Below are 17925 nucleotides of genomic sequence, written 5' to 3'. Positions count from 1 at the left end.
TTTATCGAGAGTTCAGTGTTACGTGTTCTGTACTAAGAGCGTAGCGATGAATGAGTGTTGCTCGTTTATGCATAGTGCGGAAAACTTTTTATCCTGCCGTTAAAATGACGTATTTAACATGTGCATCAATCACCAAGACTACGCGAGTAGCATCCGCATTTTAATGAGGAATTAATTTCTCTACCTTTATGATTTATTTAGTTGTTTTTAAAGAGGTGGTTTGTGGTTTTGCTGGTTATCTTTATCGCATTAATCTCGGCTTGGTACTTCGGCTCAGCTGCATTTACCGTAGGCCTTTCTGTTACGTATTGGGCATTACTGGGTTTTGTGCTCGGGCCACTGGCTTACCCACTTTTTACGACACACAGTCATTTAGCCTTGAGGAAAATCCGTTGTAGTGAGGAAGGGATGTTAAATAGCTAATCTATCAGTATGTTATGACATATTTTTTCACACTTTTCATATTCATATAAAACTAAAGGGAGCCAATGCTCCCTTTAGTTTTAAAGCTGCGCTAGCTTAACTTGTTATCACTGTGCATGAGTTAGACCCATAACCACAGAATTTTAATTAATTCCACCAACCTTTCGCAGAAATAACTTCAAGGTGGTTTAAGCCTTCAGGCAACTTAACTTTTTTACGCGCTGGCTTGGATAAACCGAGTGCTTTTTTGATTGAATTTAGCATGTTAGCTCCTTAATAAAAAATTTCTATTAAGCAAAAGTTGTTTCGGTAAAACGAACATTTGGCGCTGCAGCTACTTCTAATGATTTAAAGCGGACATTAGGCGCTGCAGCCAGTTCAACAGGTTTAAAGCGGACATTAGGCGCTGCAGCCAGTTCAACAGATTTAAAGCGGACATTAGGCGCTGCAGGCAGTTCAAGAGGTTTAAAGCGGACATTAGGCGCTGCAGCCAGTTCAAGAGGTTTAAAGCGGACATTAGGCGCTGCAGCCAGTTCAACAGGTTTAAAGCGGACATTAGGCGCTGCAGCCAGTTCAACAGGTTTAAAGCGGACATTAGGCGCTGCAGCCAGTTCAAGAGGTTTAAAGCGGACATTAGGCGCTGCAGCCAGCTCAACAGGTTTAAAGCGGACATTAGGTGCTGCTGAAAGTGTATCGATGTTATTTGATGTCGTACAAGTGCTTACAGCAACAAATGACGATGTTAATGCAAAAACAGTGAATATTCCTTTAATCATTCTAAATTCTCTCTCAGGGTAAGTTAATATAATAATTTTTTGACACTGAACAAATCATTGCAGTTGTTGTGCCAATGTTTAAAATTACACCTGGAGTAGTTGTTTAAATGATATCTTTATGTTTTTATTTCCTTCAGCTTAGTCATATCTTCTTGCAATAATAAGGTAAAATCAGATTCCTTTATCGCTTTACTGAAGATGTAGCCTTGAATCTCTTCACAGTTAAGTGCTCGTAAAATGTTTAATTGCGCAGTCTGTTCTACTCCTTCACCCACAACAGAAAGCCCCATGTTATGGGCGATAGTGATAATAGAATCGACCATTTTGAGATCGCGATCAGACTTATCAATATCGTCAACAAAAGCTTTATCAATTTTTAAAGTATGAATCGGGAAACGTTTTAAGTATGAAAGGGACGAGTAGCCAGTGCCGAAATCATCGAGTGCCAAGCTGACGCCCATTTTCGCCAGTTGCTGCATGACAATAATCGCCGTTTCCGGCTGCTTAATGACGGTACCTTCAGTTATTTCTAATTCAAGATGACATGCGGGGAGTTTGGTGAGTCTTAATATTGACTCTATTCGCTGTTGAATATCGGGCAGTGCAAATTGACGTGACGATAAATTGACGGCGACTCTGCCGCTGAATATTCCTTGTTCACGCCATTTCTGCGCTGCGAAACAGGCTTTGCGTAGGACGATTTCACCAATTTCAACAATTAAACCGTTTTCTTCAGCAAGTGGAATAAAATCATTTGGGGGTATCAAGCCATGTACTGGATGATTTAATCTGACTAAAGCCTCCATGCCTGCAATTTTACCGCGTTTAAGATCAACCTTAGGCTGATAATAAACTTCAAAAAGATCATCTTTTAAGCCTTCACGTATGAGATTCTCTATTTCTAACTGCCTAATCGCATGTTGATTTAATGGCTCTGAATAAAACTGATAGCAATTACCTCCAGCAGACTTTGCATGGTACATCGCAATGTCTGCTTTCCTCAGTAATGCTTGCTCACTTTGCTCATCTTCTGGAAATAGTACTATACCTATACTTAATCCTAGGACTAGTTGTTCATTACTCACTTCAAAAGCGGGTTTTAGCCCTTCGATAATACGGTTAGCGATAGCTGCGCAGGCACTTATATCTGAGCCTTTATCTAATACAATGGCGAATTCATCTCCGCCTAGACGGTAAATACTGGTATTTTTAGGAAGTAATGACTTAATGCGGGCAGCAACGAGCTTTAATAATGTATCTCCAATCTGGTGACCTAAGGAATCATTAATACGTTTAAAATTATCAAGATCAAGTACCATTAACGCATGGGCTATTTCTCGATTCACTAGGTTACTTAAGGTCACTTGCAAGTTGGAGCGATTTGGGAGTCCAGTCAAGAGATCATTGTTGGTTAGTTTTCTAAGCTCTTCTTCTTGCTGCTTACGTCTAGATATATCTGAAAAAACCCCGACATAGTGTGACAATTCGCCTAACTCATCATAGATAGCATCGATAGTGAGCTCCATATGGAAGTGACTTTTATCTCCTCTTGCGGCTTCGACTTCATTTGCCCAGCGACCTTGTTGCTTCAACATGGTCCTGATTTGGGTGGAGAAGGTTTCAGGATATAAATCAAATGTGAGTACGTTGCCAATAAAATCAGTTCGGTTACGTAATGAAATCTTACAGCAAGCTTCATTAACTTCGACAAAACGGTATTCACTGTCTAGGATAAACATGCCTTCAGAAATATTTTCAATGGCTTTTTCAAAGAGTTTTAGTTGCTCTTCTTTTTGTTTAAATTGACTAATATTTTTAATCGTACCTGTCATACGCAGGGCATTATCTTTGTCATCCCGCTCTACAATTTTGGCGCGGTCTAAGATCCATACCCAATTTTCGTCTTTACCTTTAACTCGGTATGCTGCTTCGAAATGATCTGTTTCACCATAAAAATGCTTATTGAGCGCTTCTCGAACACGCTCTTGATCCATTGGATGTATATTACTCTCTTCATCTGATTTACCCGAGCGATGTCCATCACGGGGAAATTCAAGTGCTCCCCAGATATTGGAACGAAAAATGTTGCCGGTTTCTATATCCCAGTCCCACATTTCATCACCACTTCCCCATAGTGATAGTTTTAATCTTTCTTCACTTAGAGCAATTTGGCGTTGCACTTCTCTTTTTCGTAACACAGCTTTAATAATAAAAAAAGTTATTAGCAATGTAGTTATGAAGTAAATTAATTTTGCCCAATAAGATAGCCACCATGGAGGAGATATATAGATACTGAGTGATTTTATTGGACCTTTATCTCTTGTTATAGGATTTTCGGCATAAACGTTGAACATATAATTACCTGGAGAAAGGTTTGTATAAGTTGCCGAGTTTGTTCCTTTCGCTGTAATCCATGAGTCTGACAATCCATTAAGATTATAAAAATATTCAATGTTTTTTTGGCTTGAATGAGGAGAGTTAAATTTCAGTGTAAATGGATAGTCAGAGTATTTCAAATTTATAACATCTGATTTAGAAATGCTTTTTTCTAAAAACGCACTGTTTATTTTTACTTCTTTATTGAAAACTAAGAGTTCATTTATATTGGTTTTTATCTTGTGTTTTGTTATCTGATATTTAATTTCACTCTTGCTGGTTAGACTTATTCCTGAAATGCCACCAAATAAAAAATTTTGTTGCCAATATATTCCGCTTTGAGTGTTGTATTCCTCTTGGCTACCATAGTTTGTGGGTATTCGATATATTGCACCGTTATCACTTAATATTAGTTCGTTAATTGATGATGCAGCGAATTCACCTTTGAGGTCTGTAGCGATGGAATAAAAAGGTTTATTTGTGTTGTAAATTTCAGTAGTTATGTAATTTATTTTATTAAGAGAGTATATAGATGTTCTTGTTCCAAATATGTAAGATTCAGGTGTATCTGCAACACAGTAAACAAAATCTTTATTGAACAGTGTTATTTCTTCGCCGCTAGGCGTTATTTTTATTAATCCACCTTGTGTGGCAAGAAGTATGCTACTATCTACCGTTAATAATATTTTAAACAATGGGTTTTCATTCTTTAGTTGAATGGTTTGTATTTTTTCATTTGTGCGCAGGTCTATTTTATATATGGTTGAGTTATTGCTGCCAACAACTATTTGGTCATCGGCTGGATTCTTATAAAGTGCAACGATATTATCATTTAGCAGCTTTTCACTTTTAGTAGTTCCCAATATGTACAAACCATTTTTTCCTCCGACCACTAAGGAATCTTTATATTTTGCTACATATTTAGGGCCCGTCATGCCTGTATCTATTTTTCGAACCAAATTAAAGTTTGAATTGTATATTTCAATTTCATTGGTGTCATCGGATGTTACTATTTCTGTTTCATCTAGAATATTTATTGACCAAATGTTTCCAGCGGGATTTATTAATGATTTTACAATATTGCTACTATCTCTGATTAGAATAAACCCCATATTTAATGAAGGTATTATTGTATAGTTATTCGTTCTGTAGGCTTGAACCTGATTCGTGATTTCTTTCTTTTCTAATACATAACCTTTTGATGTTATCTCTGATGATTCAAGGTTTGTTTGTATTACTTGACCATCAATCACGGCTAGAGCTGTATACTCACCAGCAAGAGACTTCGGTATGTCTTCAGATATTTTTTTATAAATACCATCTGATGTTAAAATGTAAATTCCACTTCTGCCTTTTACTATGTCTACAGATTGTAGGGATAAAATAGTAGCTGTTGAATCTTCGCGATAATGAATGATTTTACCATCATGATTTCTTATAATATAGCCGTTGTTGGTCTTTATTGCTTTCTTTATGAAGCTAAAGCTTTCATCTTGATATGTTTTTATTGTTTCTAAATTATCTTTTCTAATATCAATTATCTTGTTTTTAGTACCTATTGTATAAACTTCACCATTGTCATTTATAGACCATATGGCTTCATTTATTTTTTTTTGTTTTTTGAAGGATTCAAGTTCTGAGTCGTAAACATTTAAACCATTGTCAGTTCCAACTAACATTTTTTTATTGTCAAATAATAGGCTTTGAATAAATGAACTAGATAGACCTGAGTGATCATGTGCAAAAAAATGCTTAAATTCTTCACCGTCGAATCGATTTAATCCGTTCAAAGTACCAATCCAGATGTAACCATCATTATCTTCAATGACCGATGTGACTGTACTTTGGGATAGGCCTTCTGGAACGCCATAGGACTCAGTTTTTAAAGCTATTGGTAATTGTTGCGCTTCTGCAGTCGATAGGAAAATAGCTAGAAGAAAAATAATTTTAAAGAGTGCTTTAGGCATAGTGTTTATTCTTATTATCCGAGGATGCCATGAAACAATTGTGTTACATCACTTTTCCAGAAAGTGCGGGGTTTGTCAAAGCGGTATCGGTAAAAAATCCTTTTAACAGCATGTAGATGCAGTAAAATTGTGCGTTGTAGAAGGGGGAGAACATGGACTCGCCATGTTTTACATCAGTATTAGGCCCAACCGTGATAGATACAACTATAGTTGGGCCAATTTGTAGCGGTTTTGTTTGTTTGTCCAACTTTACGAACAAATGTGTGTGTAAAAGTGTTTTTGTTTAGAAATTAAACTTCTCTGCCGTTTGCTTAAAGGTTTTGAGATCTGTGATCATCTTTTCTGACAGCAACACCGCCTGGGTTCTGTGCTGTTCACCCGTGCTAAATAAGACTAAGCGGTCACTGTGTTTGGTGCGCATTTTACGCATCATGAATTTGAGTAAATCAGTGCGGGTGAGCTTAGTGATTTCGTCTACGACGAGTTCTCTTTGATTAAATTGATAATCTCTGTTGCCGACACTGACCCAATATCGTTGGCTGCGAGTTTTGAGGTTCGCATCGTGCTCCATGATTTGACTAATAAGACCGACCTTAGTGCTTTCCCATTCTTCGTTGGTGATTTGCATCACGGCATAATTAAAGTCGGCAATAAACTCGTCTATCGCCTCTAATAAATGCAGTGGTCCAGTCGTAGGTGACTGGATATAAAAAATGAGTCCTGGATGGCGATTGAGCGGCAGATAACCTGTGCCGACCATGTAGCCCAACTGTTTTTCAGTGCGCAGTTCATGGAAAAAGGTGGACGACATAGTGTGATTTAGTAAGCTAAACAGAGCCATTTTTTCTGGCGTTGCTACTGCAGATTGGTAATACACAATGATCGCGCTATCTTGATGATCTATTGCAAGTTCTCTAAGTAAGGTGCCTTGACCCGTTAAATTGACTAATTCTCTGGTGGACTCTGCGCTTGGCGTCGAAACCAAGGATAAAATGTGCTCTAAGCGTTTACCGAGAGCTTGTGCTTCAGAGACTAACCAATCCCCGTAGACTAACCCTTCAAGATAGATCTTCTCGTAAAAGGCGCGTACATGGTTATGCAAATCTTCAAGGCTTATGTTTTCGAGCATTTGAGCCATGCGGGTAGGCTCATAACTGCTTTTTTGTAGCGTGACAGTCAGACTAGTAAACAATTGTGAAATAGGTTTAGCCTGCGCTAGATTCTGCCAACTGCGCAGTAGTTGAGATTTAATTAGGGCAAAACGTTCTTCAGTAAAATTACGCTCTCTGGCTTTGTGGATTAACAAGGCCAACAGGGTTTCTTGATTACCGGTAAAGCCCGATAAATGCAGGGTTATACCACCTTGATGTGGATAAATATTGTAGCTTAAGCCCGCAACTTCGGCCTGATAGGTTGGTTCTGTCAGATAATCGAGCAGCATTTCAACATACAGGCGGGTGAGGGCGGCATGTTTTGGTGTTTTACTCGCCTGCTCTGAGTCCAGCGACAAATACATGTGGCCTTTGGGCACATTAAACTCATCATCTTTCTTGTGCCAAATACGGTATCCCGTCGATTCTGCAACGATCACTGGTACCTCGACATCGCTCTTATCTGGTCGAGGAATGGAGTCGGCGACGATAAATGGGTTTGCTGCAGGTAGTTGTAATTCTGGGCGAATACTGCTCACTTGCCAACGAGCAAGTGATTGAGGTGCAATAGGGCGCACTTTATAGGGCGTGTGATACCAGTTGGCTTTACGATCCGTTTTAACCGATTGCGCGATAAGCTGCAGACGCATATTGTGGGGTGTCATTAGCTCGAGTAGGGCTATGGTTTCTGGAATATCCAGCCCATCCATTCGATAGTCACCAAAGACCAAATCTTCGACTTCATAATGATGCATATTGATGCTGAGATGACTGGCTAAATCGAGTGATTTAACTTGCTCTTGGTAGCGAAATGCCATTTTGAGCAGGTTTGCGCGCTCTAAATAACGCCATTCATCTAAGCCTTGGGTTTTGATGAGCTCAATATACTCAAAACAGCAGCTGATAATCTCATCAAGATTCGCTAGTCCCTTATCGGTTAACTGTAAACCGATACTGTAATCTTTGAAGTTATAACCATTTACGCCGCCGCCCGCAGACAAGTTATTCACCAGTCCCTGCTCTTTAAGATAGGACAACAGGCTGCCATGGCTCTCATTGCCTAAAATATGGCTGATATAAGTCAAAGGTTTACGTTTGTAGTAGTGGTCAATGCCTGGGAAATTAAAGCTGATGCTTAAGCGTTTTTGCTCCTTAAGCGGCACGATATCGATTTGGGTTAACAGCTCATTTTCCGAAAACAGCGGCACTTGAGGATAATTTTTCACTAAGTTCAAGTTTCGGATCCCGCTAAAATAATGGCTGGCTAACTCTTCTAATTCGTCGAGGGAAAGCGGCGCGACTAAGCACAGGGTCATTAAGTTGGCGCTGTAGTGGCTTTGATAGAAATCGAGTAATTCGCTACGTACCTGTGCTTGCTCTCCGCCTAAGGTCACTAAGTTACCGACTGAAAATTTTGAGAAAGGATGCAGTGGATTAACTGTCTCTTTGAGCACTTGATAGGTACGGCGGATATCGTCTTTCAGTTTTAAACTAAATTCAGATTCAATGGCTTGGCGCTCTCTGTCGACTAAATCTAAATCAAATTTAGGGGCGATAAAAAATTGGCTGAATCTGTCTAAGGAGTCGGCAAATACGTCTTCATTGATGGTGAAAAAGAAGTTAGTGTGTTCAGTGCCCGTCCAAGCGTTATTGCTGCCGCCATGTTGGTTGATAAAGGCGTGGTACTCGCCTGAGTCGGGAAATTTTTCGGTACCAAGAAAGAGCATATGCTCTAAAAAGTGCGCCATGCCGGGTCTATCTGCTGGATCATCAAAATGACCCACGCCTACAGCCATAGATGCGGCCGCTTGGCTGGCATCTTGATCTTCAACCAATAACACCCTAAGCGCGTTATCTAACACAAGATAACGATACTTGCGGTGATCGTTTGGACTTTTATAAATAGACTGAGAGGCTTGCAAAGAGACACTCCGATAACGATAGCTTGTTATATATTGATAGTCTTAATGGTTTTTAGCAAATATCTCTTGTGTTTATCGACTAAAGATTAAGCCTTACATGGTTTGTTGAAATGAATTTTAGGGCTACAATTGGGATAAAACAAAAACAAGTTTGAGTCGCGAGAGAAGTATGCAGCTATTTTTGATGAGACATGGTGACGCCGGATTTAATGCTCAGTCTGATAGAGACAGAACACTGACCGATGTTGGAAGGCACCATACTGTGTTGATGAGCAACTGGTTGGCTCGCAGTGTGACTGATTTCGATCTTGTTTTGGTGAGTCCTTACTTACGTGCACAGCAAACTTGGCAGGAGTTGAGTCAGCATTTTCCGGAACCGCGTAAGTGGTTAGTCGCTGATGATCTTGTTCCCTCAGGCGATCCCGCCAATGTAGCCGCGTTAGTTGTAGCCTACGCTGAGTTATACAAGGCGGATAAAGTGCTAGTGATTGCTCACATGCCGTTATTGGGCTATTTAGTCAGTGAGTTAGTGGCGGGTGTTGAGCCGCCGTTATTTGCCACTTCGGGCATTACGCTCATTGATAAACATGCCGAGCAAGCCTCAATCGTGTGGCAGCACGCACCCCACAGCATTAGCTAGTCTTGATTTATATCCCTTTTACAAACGAAACGGCCCACTGAATGTGGGCCGTTTGTTTTCGGTAAATCACTAAATCACTAAATCGGAAACGTTAATGTTTAAAGCCGATAGCGAGTTAACGTCTATGCGGCTGCTCACCAATATCAATCAGCACTAATAATGCCGCATCGCCGCCCCATTCTTTAGGAGCCTGATGGAAAGCCTTCACCATAGGATGCTGCACTAACCACATGGGGACTTGTTGTTTCAATATGCCACTGCCGTAACCATGCATAATGCAGCAACACAGGCTTTGCTGTTTAACGCAGGCTTGGATCAGTGCCGCTAGCTCAAGTTTGGCTTCCGATTGGCGATAGCCGTGCAAATCCAGCAGCAAATCTGGCTGGTAATCTCCACGTCGCAGGCGTTTGAGTTCTAGGCTATCAACACCTTCCTCCAACCAACGCATCGGCCCTTGTACTGGCAGTAGTGGCTGATAAGTATCTGAGAAATAACTGTTAGCATGCAGTTGCTGCTCTTTCAGTTCTATTTCCTGTTTGGTTTTTAAGGGCGTGCGAAAGTGTCGCTTATTTTGCGTGATGGGTTTAATACCATCGATAAGCGCTGAGAACATCGCCAAGCCTTCTTTGTCGTCGTCTTTATTCATGGCGGGTATTCTATTGAATCCTATGGTTTCTGAATAGAGTTCAGTTACAATGTTCGCGAACAAACTAGCGGGAGCACGTTTTGGATAAGATCTTTGTAGATGAAGCTGTGACAGAATTACGCACTATTGGCGATATGTTACGTTGGGCCGTGAGCCGTTTTAACGACGCCAATGTGTATTATGGTCATGGTACTGATAACGCGTGGGATGAAGCCATCGCCTTAGTTTTCCATGCTTTACACTTACCCGAAGAAATCGGCCAGCAAGTGATTTTAAGCAACTTGACCAGCAGTGAAAAGCATAAAATTGTCGAGTTGATTATTCGCCGTGTCAGAGAGCGCCTACCTGTGCCTTACCTGACCAACAAAGCGCGTTTTGCCGGACTTGAATTTTACGTCGATGAGCGTGTGTTAGTGCCACGTTCACCGATTGCCGAAATGATCGCCAATCGTTTTAGCCCTTGGTTATATGGCAAACCAGTAACGCGTATTTTAGATTTATGTACTGGCAGCGCTTGTATCGCCATTGCCTGTGCCTACGAATTTGAAGATGCCGAAGTTGACGCGCTGGACATCAGCGAAGATGCCTTAGATGTGGCGCAAATCAATATCGAAACCTTAGGTGTGATGGACCGAGTATTCCCGATGCAATCGGATTTGTTCTCGGCAATCCCAGAAGGTCCACAGTATGATTTGATTGTTTCAAACCCACCTTATGTGGATGCTGAAGACATTGGCGACATGCCAGATGAATATCATCATGAGCCAGCCATCGGTTTAGCCTCTGGTCGCGACGGCTTAGATTTAACCAAACGCATACTGGCCAATGCCGCGCAATACCTCACGCCAACGGGTTTACTCGTAGTTGAAGTCGGTAATTCTATGGTGCATTTGATTGAGCAATTCCCAGAAGTGCCATTCACTTGGATTAACTTTGAAAATGGCGGCGATGGCGTATTTGTATTGACCCGCGATCAACTGGTCGAAAATCAGTCAGTGTTCGGCATTTATCGCGACGCAGAATAACCTAAGATAGCAAATTAGGTTGAGACTTTTCCCGCTGCCAGTTAGGCTTGCAGCGGGAAAATAAATTGTCCAGTGGTCGCTGGACACGGAGCGATGAAAAAATAACCTAAGGTGTACAAAGCGGATGTCTGGAAACAGTATTGGTCAAAATTTTGTAGTGACGACGTTTGGTGAGAGTCACGGTGTTGCACTGGGTTGCATTATTGATGGTTGCCCACCAGGGCTTGAATTAACCGAAGCCGATATGCAGCATGATCTTGACCGCCGTCGCCCAGGGACATCCCGATATACCACGGCCCGCCGTGAGCCAGACGACGTGCGGATTTTATCCGGCGTTTTCGAAGGTAAAACCACGGGTACCTCAATTGGACTCTTGATCGAAAATACCGATCAACGCAGTCAAGATTACTCTAATATCAAAGATTTATTCCGTCCAGGGCACGCAGATTATACCTACCAGCAAAAGTACGGTATGCGTGACTATCGTGGTGGTGGCCGCTCGTCTGCCCGTGAAACGGCGATGCGCGTTGCGGCAGGTGCTGTGGCTAAAAAGTATTTGAAGCAAGTTCATGGTATCGAGATCTATGGGTTTATGTCCCAGCTGGGTCCTATTTGTGCGCAGACTATTGATCTTGACCAAATTGAGCAAAATGCCTTTTTCTTCCCCGATGCCAGCAAGCTTGAAGCGCTTGATGAATACATGCGTGAGCTGAAAAAATCCGGTGACTCCATTGGCGCTAAAATCTCCGTTATCGCGACAGGCGTGCCAGTAGGTTTAGGTGAGCCAGTATTTGATAGACTCGATGCCGATATTGCCCACGCGCTGATGGGCATCAATGCCGTCAAAGGCGTTGAGATTGGTGATGGTTTTGGCGTAGTGACTCAAAAGGGCTCCGAAGGTCGTGACTTAATGTCACCTCAAGGCTTTGAATCTAACCATGCGGGCGGTGTGCTCGGTGGGATTTCGTCGGGTCAGCCGATCATTGCCCATATTGCCTTAAAACCCACATCAAGCATCAGTGTGCCGGGCCAAAGTATGACGGCGCAGGGTGAAATGGCCGAAGTTGTCACTAAAGGTCGTCACGATCCCTGTGTTGGGATCCGCGCGGTACCGATTGCCGAAGCTATGCTTGCCATTGTGTTGATTGATCACTTGCTAAGACACAGAGCGCAAAATCAGGATGTACGCAGTCACACGCCTGTGCTTGGTATGCGATAGGCGCATGAGATAAAGGGAATGCGTTAATGTCAACTTCTTCTAGCACAAGCCGGCAATTACGCTGGCTTTGTGCCTGCTATTTTTTCTTCTTTTCTATTCTTGGTACTATGGTCCCTTATCTTGGGGTCTTCTTCGAAAATCGCGGTTTTAATCCTCAAGAAATTGGCTTTTTACTCGCCATCCTGATGGCGACGCGCATCGTTGCCCCGAATGTGTGGGCCAAAGTGGCTGACCGAACGGGGATGCGTGCTGAGCTGATAAAGATGGGCGCGGGAGCCGCCGCGCTGGCGTATTTGAGTTTCTTCTACCATGGCGGTTTTGTGTATATGGCGCTGAGTCTGGCCCTCTATACCTTCTTTTGGAATGCGATCCTCGCCCAGCTTGAAGTGATTACCTTAGAAACCTTAGGCGAGAATGCCAGCCGCTACGGTCAAATTCGCAGTTGGGGCAGTGTCGGTTATATCTGCTTGGTTGTCGGTGCGGGCTTTGCGATTGGTCAGTGGGGCACTGAAGTGCTGCCTTATATTGGTTTCTCATTATTTATTGGTATGTTAGCCAGTGCGTTGCCATTACCAGCAAATCGCTTAGTGCGTGACACCAGTCAAGTGCGGCCGCCATTACAATGGAATCGGGCAATTATTTGGTTCTTACTCTCGGCGATGTTGCTGCAAATGAGCGCAGGGCCTTTCTACGGCTTCTTCGTCTTATATTTAAAACAAGCGGGTTACTCAGAATCTTCAGCGGGGATATTTGTGGCCCTTGGCGCCATGGCCGAAATCGTAATGTTTATGTTCGCGCCGCGTTTACTGGGTCGCTATGGCGTTAACACTCTATTGATAGTCAGTATCGGCATGACTTGCTTGCGTTGGTTGTTGGTCGCCTTTGGGGTTGATAGCGTGTTGTGGCTAGGTTTTAGTCAATTATTACATGCCTTTACCTTTGGCTTAACCCACGCGGCATCGATTCAATTTGTGCACAGGCATTTCGATGCGAGTCACAGAAGCCAAGGTCAAGCCCTTTACGCCAGCTTAAGTTTTGGAGTTGGCGGCGCGCTCGGCACTTGGATTTGCGGCTATATTTGGGGCGATGGTAGCGGGGCGGTTTGGTCTTGGGTATTTGCAGCCGGATGCGCCTTTGCCGCTATGCTGGCGGTATTCTTTATTCCTAGGGATAAACCTGGCGTTGCCGCCCATGCGGCCTAGCAATGTCAATCTAGCAATATCAATCACGATTAAAAGCATCTATTAAGATACTAAAATATAAAGATAAAAACTCCAAGATTGCGTTAAGTGAGGTAAGAGGTGATTCGGTTTCGTTTAGGGTTAGTGATCAATCCACTGGCTGGCTTAGGTGGCAGTGTTGGCCTTAAAGGCAGCGATGGCGTTGCCGAAGAGGCGCTTGCATTAGGCGCCGAACCCAAAGCCGCTTTGCGTATGATGCAGGCACTTGAGGTTATCCGTGATTATGCCGATGACATCGAGGTTATTACCGCCTCAGGAATCATGGGTGAAGATGCGGCTAAGTCACTGGGTTTTACCACGCGAGTGGTGTATCAAACCCCAGATAAAACGCAGGCACTGGATACGCAGGCCGTTGTGCGTGCGCTGCTGGATGAACCTCTGGATTTACTGCTTTTTGCCGGTGGTGATGGCACGGCACGCGACGTTTACTCCGTGTTTGAGCAAGCCACTATCGATGACAAATTACCCGTGCTTGGTGTGCCCGCTGGCGTGAAAATTCATTCCGGCGTTTACGGTATTACGCCCCATGCCTCTGGCATGGTGGTCAAAATGTTGCTCGATGGTGAGCTCGTTAGTTTGATGTCAGCCGATGTTATGGATATCGACGAAGTGGCTTTTCGCCAAGGCACAGTGCGCGCCAAACGATTTGGCGAGCTTTTAGTGCCCGCCGAACCGCGTTATGTGCAAGCGGTGAAGATGGGCGGTAAGGAAGTCGATGAACTCGTGCTGGCCGATATCGCCGCCGATGTGATTAATCAAATGGAAGATGAGCTTTACATCATGGGCTCTGGCAGTACGGTTGCCTTTGTGATGGAAGAGTTAGCTCTGGACAATACCCTGCTCGGTGTTGATCTCATTCAAGATAAAAACCTTGTTGGCAGTGACTTAACCGCGAATGAATTGCTTGAACTGACCCAAGATAAGCCGACAAAGTTGGTGATCACTCTGATTGGCGGCCAAGGCCATATCTTAGGGCGCGGCAATCAACAGTTGTCGCCTGAGCTCATTCGGCGCATCGGAAAAGACAATATTATTATCCTCGCCACAAAAACTAAGCTAAAAGCACTTGATGGACGACCACTAATTGTGGATAGTGGCGACCCTAAATTAGATAGCGAGCTTGGCGGCTATTATAAAGTGACGACGGGCTACCATGATTACGTCATGTATCAGGTGGCCAATCCAGATTTATTGGTCGCAGCAGATGTGTCGGCCAATCCAGTATTAATGGAGAGTTAGACCCAATGTTAGAGCATTACGAAGACGCATTAGAACAGTGGATCGCCAGTGTAGTCAGCCATGGTGATGACGATGCTTTGTTTGCCTGTGGCTATTTACAGGGTCATGTCGCCGTTGTGTTATCGCAACTTGAAGCGCAGGGTGCAACCGATCTCGATGCCCTTATGTTGAAAATGACCGATTGTTTAGCACTCGCGCGCCAAGAATTAAATGATGCCGATTATGCCTTGGTTGAACAGGCATGGGCACAGCTGCATGCAAGGATTGTAGGCGAATTTGATGTTGCCTAGCGTTATGCCTATGACTGACAACGAGCAAGTGACTAATACTGCAGTGACTAATACCGAAGAAACGAGTACCGAAGTAACGAGTACAGAAATGCCGAGTGCTGAATTAGCCAGTGAGCAAACGCTCGATGCCAGCGCGGTATTTATCGGCTTAGTGAATCCTAAAACGCCCGTTAATGTCGGCGGTATTATGCGCGCATCGGGTTGTTATGGCGTTGACGGCGTATTTTATACCGGTAGGCGCTACGAGTTAGCCGCGCGTTCGGGTGCTGTGCAATACCATGTCGATACTAAGGATGCTGGAGAGCGCATTCCGCTTACGGGCGTGACTTCATTACTCGCCTCTATTCCGGTGGACACTAAGCTCATCTGTGTGGATTTGGTAGTTGGCGCGACGCCGCTGCCGGATTTTGTCCATCCCGCGAAAGCCTTTTATGTGTTTGGTCCTGAAGATGGCACCATTGGCCAAGAGATTATCGATAAAGCCGATGCGGTAGTGTATGTGCCTACGGTCGGTTGTATGAATCTTGCTGCGTCGGTCAATGTGCTGTTATACGACAGATTAGCGAAATCTCACCGTGAGGCTGCAAGCCTAGCATCGAGCATAAGCGGCGATGCGCTGATCCGTCAGAGTCGCGATAACAACAATCGTACTCGGGTAAAAGTGCCCAGAGCACCGCGAAAACCTCGACATGTTAAATCCAGTAGTGTTGATCCTAGCTGCAGTGACAACGCAATAGTCATCACAGCCGCTTAAGTGGTTTACAGAAAACATTTAAAAAAGGGATTAAGCCATGGCTTAATCCCTTTTTTATAGTGCTCAAAAACGTTATTTTTCTAGCGATTGATTGCCTAGAGCGCTTTACCCTTGAGCAATTTTCGCAGCCACATGCGATTGGGGTTGAGTTTACACAGGGTTTCTTTATCGAGCGGTATTGGTTCGCCGCAAAGCTGCGCCGCAAGACATTCGGCGGCCAGTGGCCCAGAACTGAGTCCCCGTGAGCCTAACCCACCAAGAATATACAGTCCTTGATGCACCGGCGCTGGCGTGGTTTGCCAGTAGTGGCGACTCTCTTTAGTGAGTTGATGTTGCTCATAATCCTCAAGGATTTTCGCCACGTCTGGCGCGCAGCCCATCATAGGGAAATGATCCCGAGTCACCATACGCACGCCGACGCGGGCATTGTTGCCACTCATGTCGATATCTTCAAGCCAGCTTTGGTTCGGATAACTCTCGTGCATTTTCATGAGGTTTTCTTGTTGTTCCTGCCGGCAAAAATCTAAATGCTCGGGTTCTTTAACGTAACTCGCGCCAAGGCAGTGGAGTCCTTGGTGACTTGGCGTTAAATAACCGTTGGCGCACAGCACAGTTGCGAGCTGACTCAATTGAAATTGAGCGGGCACATGGCTGACTTGGCCGCGAAAGGGGCTAATTTGTAATTTGTGGCTGGCATCAAATTGTGTCAATTCTGCGCCATTGGCGAATACCAGTTGTGCAAATGGCCCGAAACGTTCCTTTTCAGTCAACAAAACCCAGCCATCGGCTTGGCGTTCAATGGCAAGGATGTCGGTATTGAGCGAGACGCTTACATCGGCCAGTTGCATCGCTTTTTGTATCGCAGCGTCGGCATATTCAAATGGGCAAACCCAGCCACCTAAGGGATAAAAAAAACCTGGTTTATCGAGATTGATTTTGGCAATTGCATTGGCTTGCTCAGCATCGACGGCGTAGGCTATTTCACTTGGCCAGAGTTGGCCTTGAATGATTTTATCGAGTCGAAATTGGCTGCGTTCATCGTGGGCGGTTTGCAATACGCCGCAAAAATCATGGGAAATCGGCGTCTGATTATCGGCTGGGGCGGATGTCAGCGCCTGCACTCGACGTCGGCTAAATAAAAATGCCTGTTGGAAAAAACGGCTTAATTCGTCATTTTCTGGGGTCAGCAGCGGATAAATAGCTCCTTGGCGATTGCCCGATGCGCCTTGGCCTAGCTCTGCATCTTTACAAAATATCTGTGCACCTTGGCCGCGCTCAGCCAAAGAAAGCGCCAAATGCGCCGAGGCTAAGCCGCCGCCTATGATGGCAATCGAGCTTTGCGCCGCCGAGGATAAGATTGCAGCCATAGGATTAAAAGCATAGGCTTTAGCGTCTTGCTGACGTAAGACTTGGCGTTCGTGTAGCAGTACGGCGTCAGGCTGGTGATTAATCAATGTGACTGGCTGATGGATACCCAGCTCATTGATATCGCTCACAGTAAAGCCACAGGCTTGGAAACGGTTGACTGTTGTTTCACTTAATCCGCTTGATTCGCTCGATTCGCTTAATTCAATAGTGGCAATAGTGGCAATGGTCGCGCTATCGTCACTGAGTTTTGCCATCTGCCAGTGGCTTTGATGATGTAGCGCCTGTAGCAGATGGGGCAATACCAGCCAGTGCTGAACGGGGTGAAGTGGAGAATGGATGAGTGAACTGAGCTGGGTTTGAATATCACCAAAGTGCAGGTCGATAGTGGTACGACCGTCATCAAAAATTAATCTCTGGCAACCTATAATAGCCGTCGGCTCAGCATCGAGTAAGGTTTGAGCAAGCTGGCTGAGCTCAGGTTTACACTCCAACGCTGACGCTTGCTTTGATTCAAGATGTGGCTCGAATGGGGTTTCTTTCACAAGAGTGAGTGATTGATCCCAAAGTGATTTAAGTTCGTACGCATTAATCGGATTGGGTTCGAACACCTTAAGGAGTAAACGTTGGCTAGGATTCGCCTGAGTGCGCCACCAAGATAAGAGTTCAAGCCCGTTACCTAAACCAATTTGGCCTAATATTAAGAGTTTTTGCTGTGAATGAGCCTCAAATACCCGCTGCTGATAAATGCTCAACTTGCTGAGATAGTGTGCATCAGTGTGAGCTGTTGCGGGATAAAGGTTGATTAATTGCGGGTAATCACGCTTAATTTGGCAAGGTTTATTGGGCTCTGCAGTCAAAGAAATTTACTCTCGGTCTCATAATTGGCAT

General features: G+C 44.1%; 13 protein-coding genes. 8 read left to right on the top strand and 5 right to left on the bottom strand.

What is annotated here, in order from left to right:
- The first annotated feature begins 222 nt into the window (after positions 1–222).
- Positions 223–423, top strand: a complete 201-nt coding sequence (locus tag MO387_RS10985; protein ID WP_107948198.1) for a hypothetical protein — start codon at positions 223–225, stop codon at positions 421–423.
- 290 nt (positions 424–713) lie between these two features.
- Here the strand turns inward: MO387_RS10985 and MO387_RS10980 are convergent, their stop codons facing one another.
- The 3 genes from MO387_RS10980 to MO387_RS10970 form a co-directional block, all read right to left on the bottom strand.
- A complete protein-coding gene (locus tag MO387_RS10980; protein ID WP_107948196.1) occupies positions 714–1199 on the bottom strand; it encodes a hypothetical protein in 486 nt (161 codons plus the stop codon).
- Between the two features lie 116 nt (positions 1200–1315).
- Entirely contained in the window at positions 1316–5542 is a 4227-nt protein-coding gene (locus MO387_RS10975; protein ID WP_107948194.1) for an EAL domain-containing protein, read from the bottom strand.
- A gap of 283 nt (positions 5543–5825) precedes the next feature.
- The gene (locus MO387_RS10970) at positions 5826–8615 is read right to left on the bottom strand and encodes an insulinase family protein (protein WP_107948192.1); all 2790 of its coding nucleotides are present in this window, start codon (positions 8613–8615) and stop codon (positions 5826–5828) included.
- Positions 8616–8784: 169 nt separating this feature from the next.
- Between MO387_RS10970 and sixA the strand changes: the two genes are divergently transcribed.
- Positions 8785–9255 carry a phosphohistidine phosphatase SixA gene (gene sixA, locus MO387_RS10965; protein ID WP_006082236.1) on the top strand — a complete coding sequence of 157 codons (471 nt, stop codon included), beginning with the start codon at positions 8785–8787 and terminating at the stop codon, positions 9253–9255.
- 115 nt (positions 9256–9370) lie between these two features.
- Here sixA and smrB read toward each other — a convergent pair whose 3' ends face one another.
- The gene (smrB, locus tag MO387_RS10960; protein ID WP_006082235.1) at positions 9371–9901 is read right to left on the bottom strand and encodes an endonuclease SmrB; all 531 of its coding nucleotides are present in this window, start codon (positions 9899–9901) and stop codon (positions 9371–9373) included.
- An 80-nt stretch (positions 9902–9981) separates the two neighbouring features.
- Between smrB and prmB the strand changes: the two genes are divergently transcribed.
- The 6 genes from prmB (at position 9982) to MO387_RS10930 (ending at position 15669) form a co-directional block, all read left to right on the top strand.
- Entirely contained in the window at positions 9982–10926 is a 945-nt protein-coding gene (gene prmB / locus MO387_RS10955; RefSeq protein WP_006082234.1) for a 50S ribosomal protein L3 N(5)-glutamine methyltransferase, read from the top strand.
- Positions 10927–11050: 124 nt separating this feature from the next.
- Entirely contained in the window at positions 11051–12145 is a 1095-nt protein-coding gene (aroC, locus tag MO387_RS10950; RefSeq protein ID WP_107948190.1) for a chorismate synthase, read from the top strand.
- A 26-nt stretch (positions 12146–12171) separates the two neighbouring features.
- Positions 12172–13347 (top strand): MFS transporter, encoded by a 1176-nt coding sequence (locus MO387_RS10945; RefSeq protein ID WP_012587326.1) that lies wholly within the window; start codon positions 12172–12174, stop codon positions 13345–13347.
- Positions 13348–13446: 99 nt separating this feature from the next.
- Positions 13447–14625, top strand: coding sequence for an ATP-NAD kinase family protein (locus MO387_RS10940; RefSeq protein ID WP_107948188.1), 1179 nt, complete (start codon positions 13447–13449; stop codon positions 14623–14625).
- A gap of 5 nt (positions 14626–14630) precedes the next feature.
- A complete protein-coding gene (locus tag MO387_RS10935) occupies positions 14631–14915 on the top strand; it encodes a YfcL family protein (protein ID WP_006082230.1) in 285 nt (94 codons plus the stop codon).
- Positions 14905–15669: an RNA methyltransferase gene (locus MO387_RS10930; protein WP_242326275.1), complete on the top strand. Its 765-nt coding sequence runs from the start codon at positions 14905–14907 to the stop codon at positions 15667–15669. Before MO387_RS10935 ends, MO387_RS10930 begins: the two co-directional genes overlap by 11 nt.
- Positions 15670–15764: 95 nt before the next feature.
- Here the strand turns inward: MO387_RS10930 and mnmC are convergent, their stop codons facing one another.
- Complete coding sequence (gene mnmC, locus MO387_RS10925; protein WP_242326273.1) at positions 15765–17894, bottom strand: FAD-dependent 5-carboxymethylaminomethyl-2-thiouridine(34) oxidoreductase MnmC; 2130 nt, start codon at positions 17892–17894, stop codon at positions 15765–15767.
- Between the last annotated feature and the right edge of the window lie 31 nt (positions 17895–17925).

The organism is Shewanella sp. N2AIL (assembly GCF_022690845.1).
In the GTDB taxonomy this organism is placed as follows: Bacteria; Pseudomonadota; Gammaproteobacteria; order Enterobacterales; family Shewanellaceae; genus Shewanella; species Shewanella baltica.
The sequence above is the reverse complement of the archived record's forward strand: the minus strand, read 5'-3'. Positions and strand labels throughout refer to the sequence as shown.

What these genes read in the sequence shown, in the direction of transcription:
- MO387_RS10980 (WP_107948196.1), bottom strand. Translation starts at nt 1,199, where the DNA reads ATGATTAAAGGAATATTCACTGTTTTTGCATTAACATCGTCATTTGTT.
- MO387_RS10975 (WP_107948194.1), bottom strand. Translation starts at nt 5,542, where the DNA reads ATGCCTAAAGCACTCTTTAAAATTATTTTTCTTCTAGCTATTTTCCTA.
- sixA (WP_006082236.1), top strand. Translation starts at nt 8,785, where the DNA reads ATGCAGCTATTTTTGATGAGACATGGTGACGCCGGATTTAATGCTCAG.
- smrB (WP_006082235.1), bottom strand. Translation starts at nt 9,901, where the DNA reads ATGAATAAAGACGACGACAAAGAAGGCTTGGCGATGTTCTCAGCGCTT.
- aroC (WP_107948190.1), top strand. Translation starts at nt 11,051, where the DNA reads ATGTCTGGAAACAGTATTGGTCAAAATTTTGTAGTGACGACGTTTGGT.
- MO387_RS10945 (WP_012587326.1), top strand. Translation starts at nt 12,172, where the DNA reads ATGTCAACTTCTTCTAGCACAAGCCGGCAATTACGCTGGCTTTGTGCC.
- MO387_RS10935 (WP_006082230.1), top strand. Translation starts at nt 14,631, where the DNA reads ATGTTAGAGCATTACGAAGACGCATTAGAACAGTGGATCGCCAGTGTA.
- MO387_RS10930 (WP_242326275.1), top strand. Translation starts at nt 14,905, where the DNA reads ATGTTGCCTAGCGTTATGCCTATGACTGACAACGAGCAAGTGACTAAT.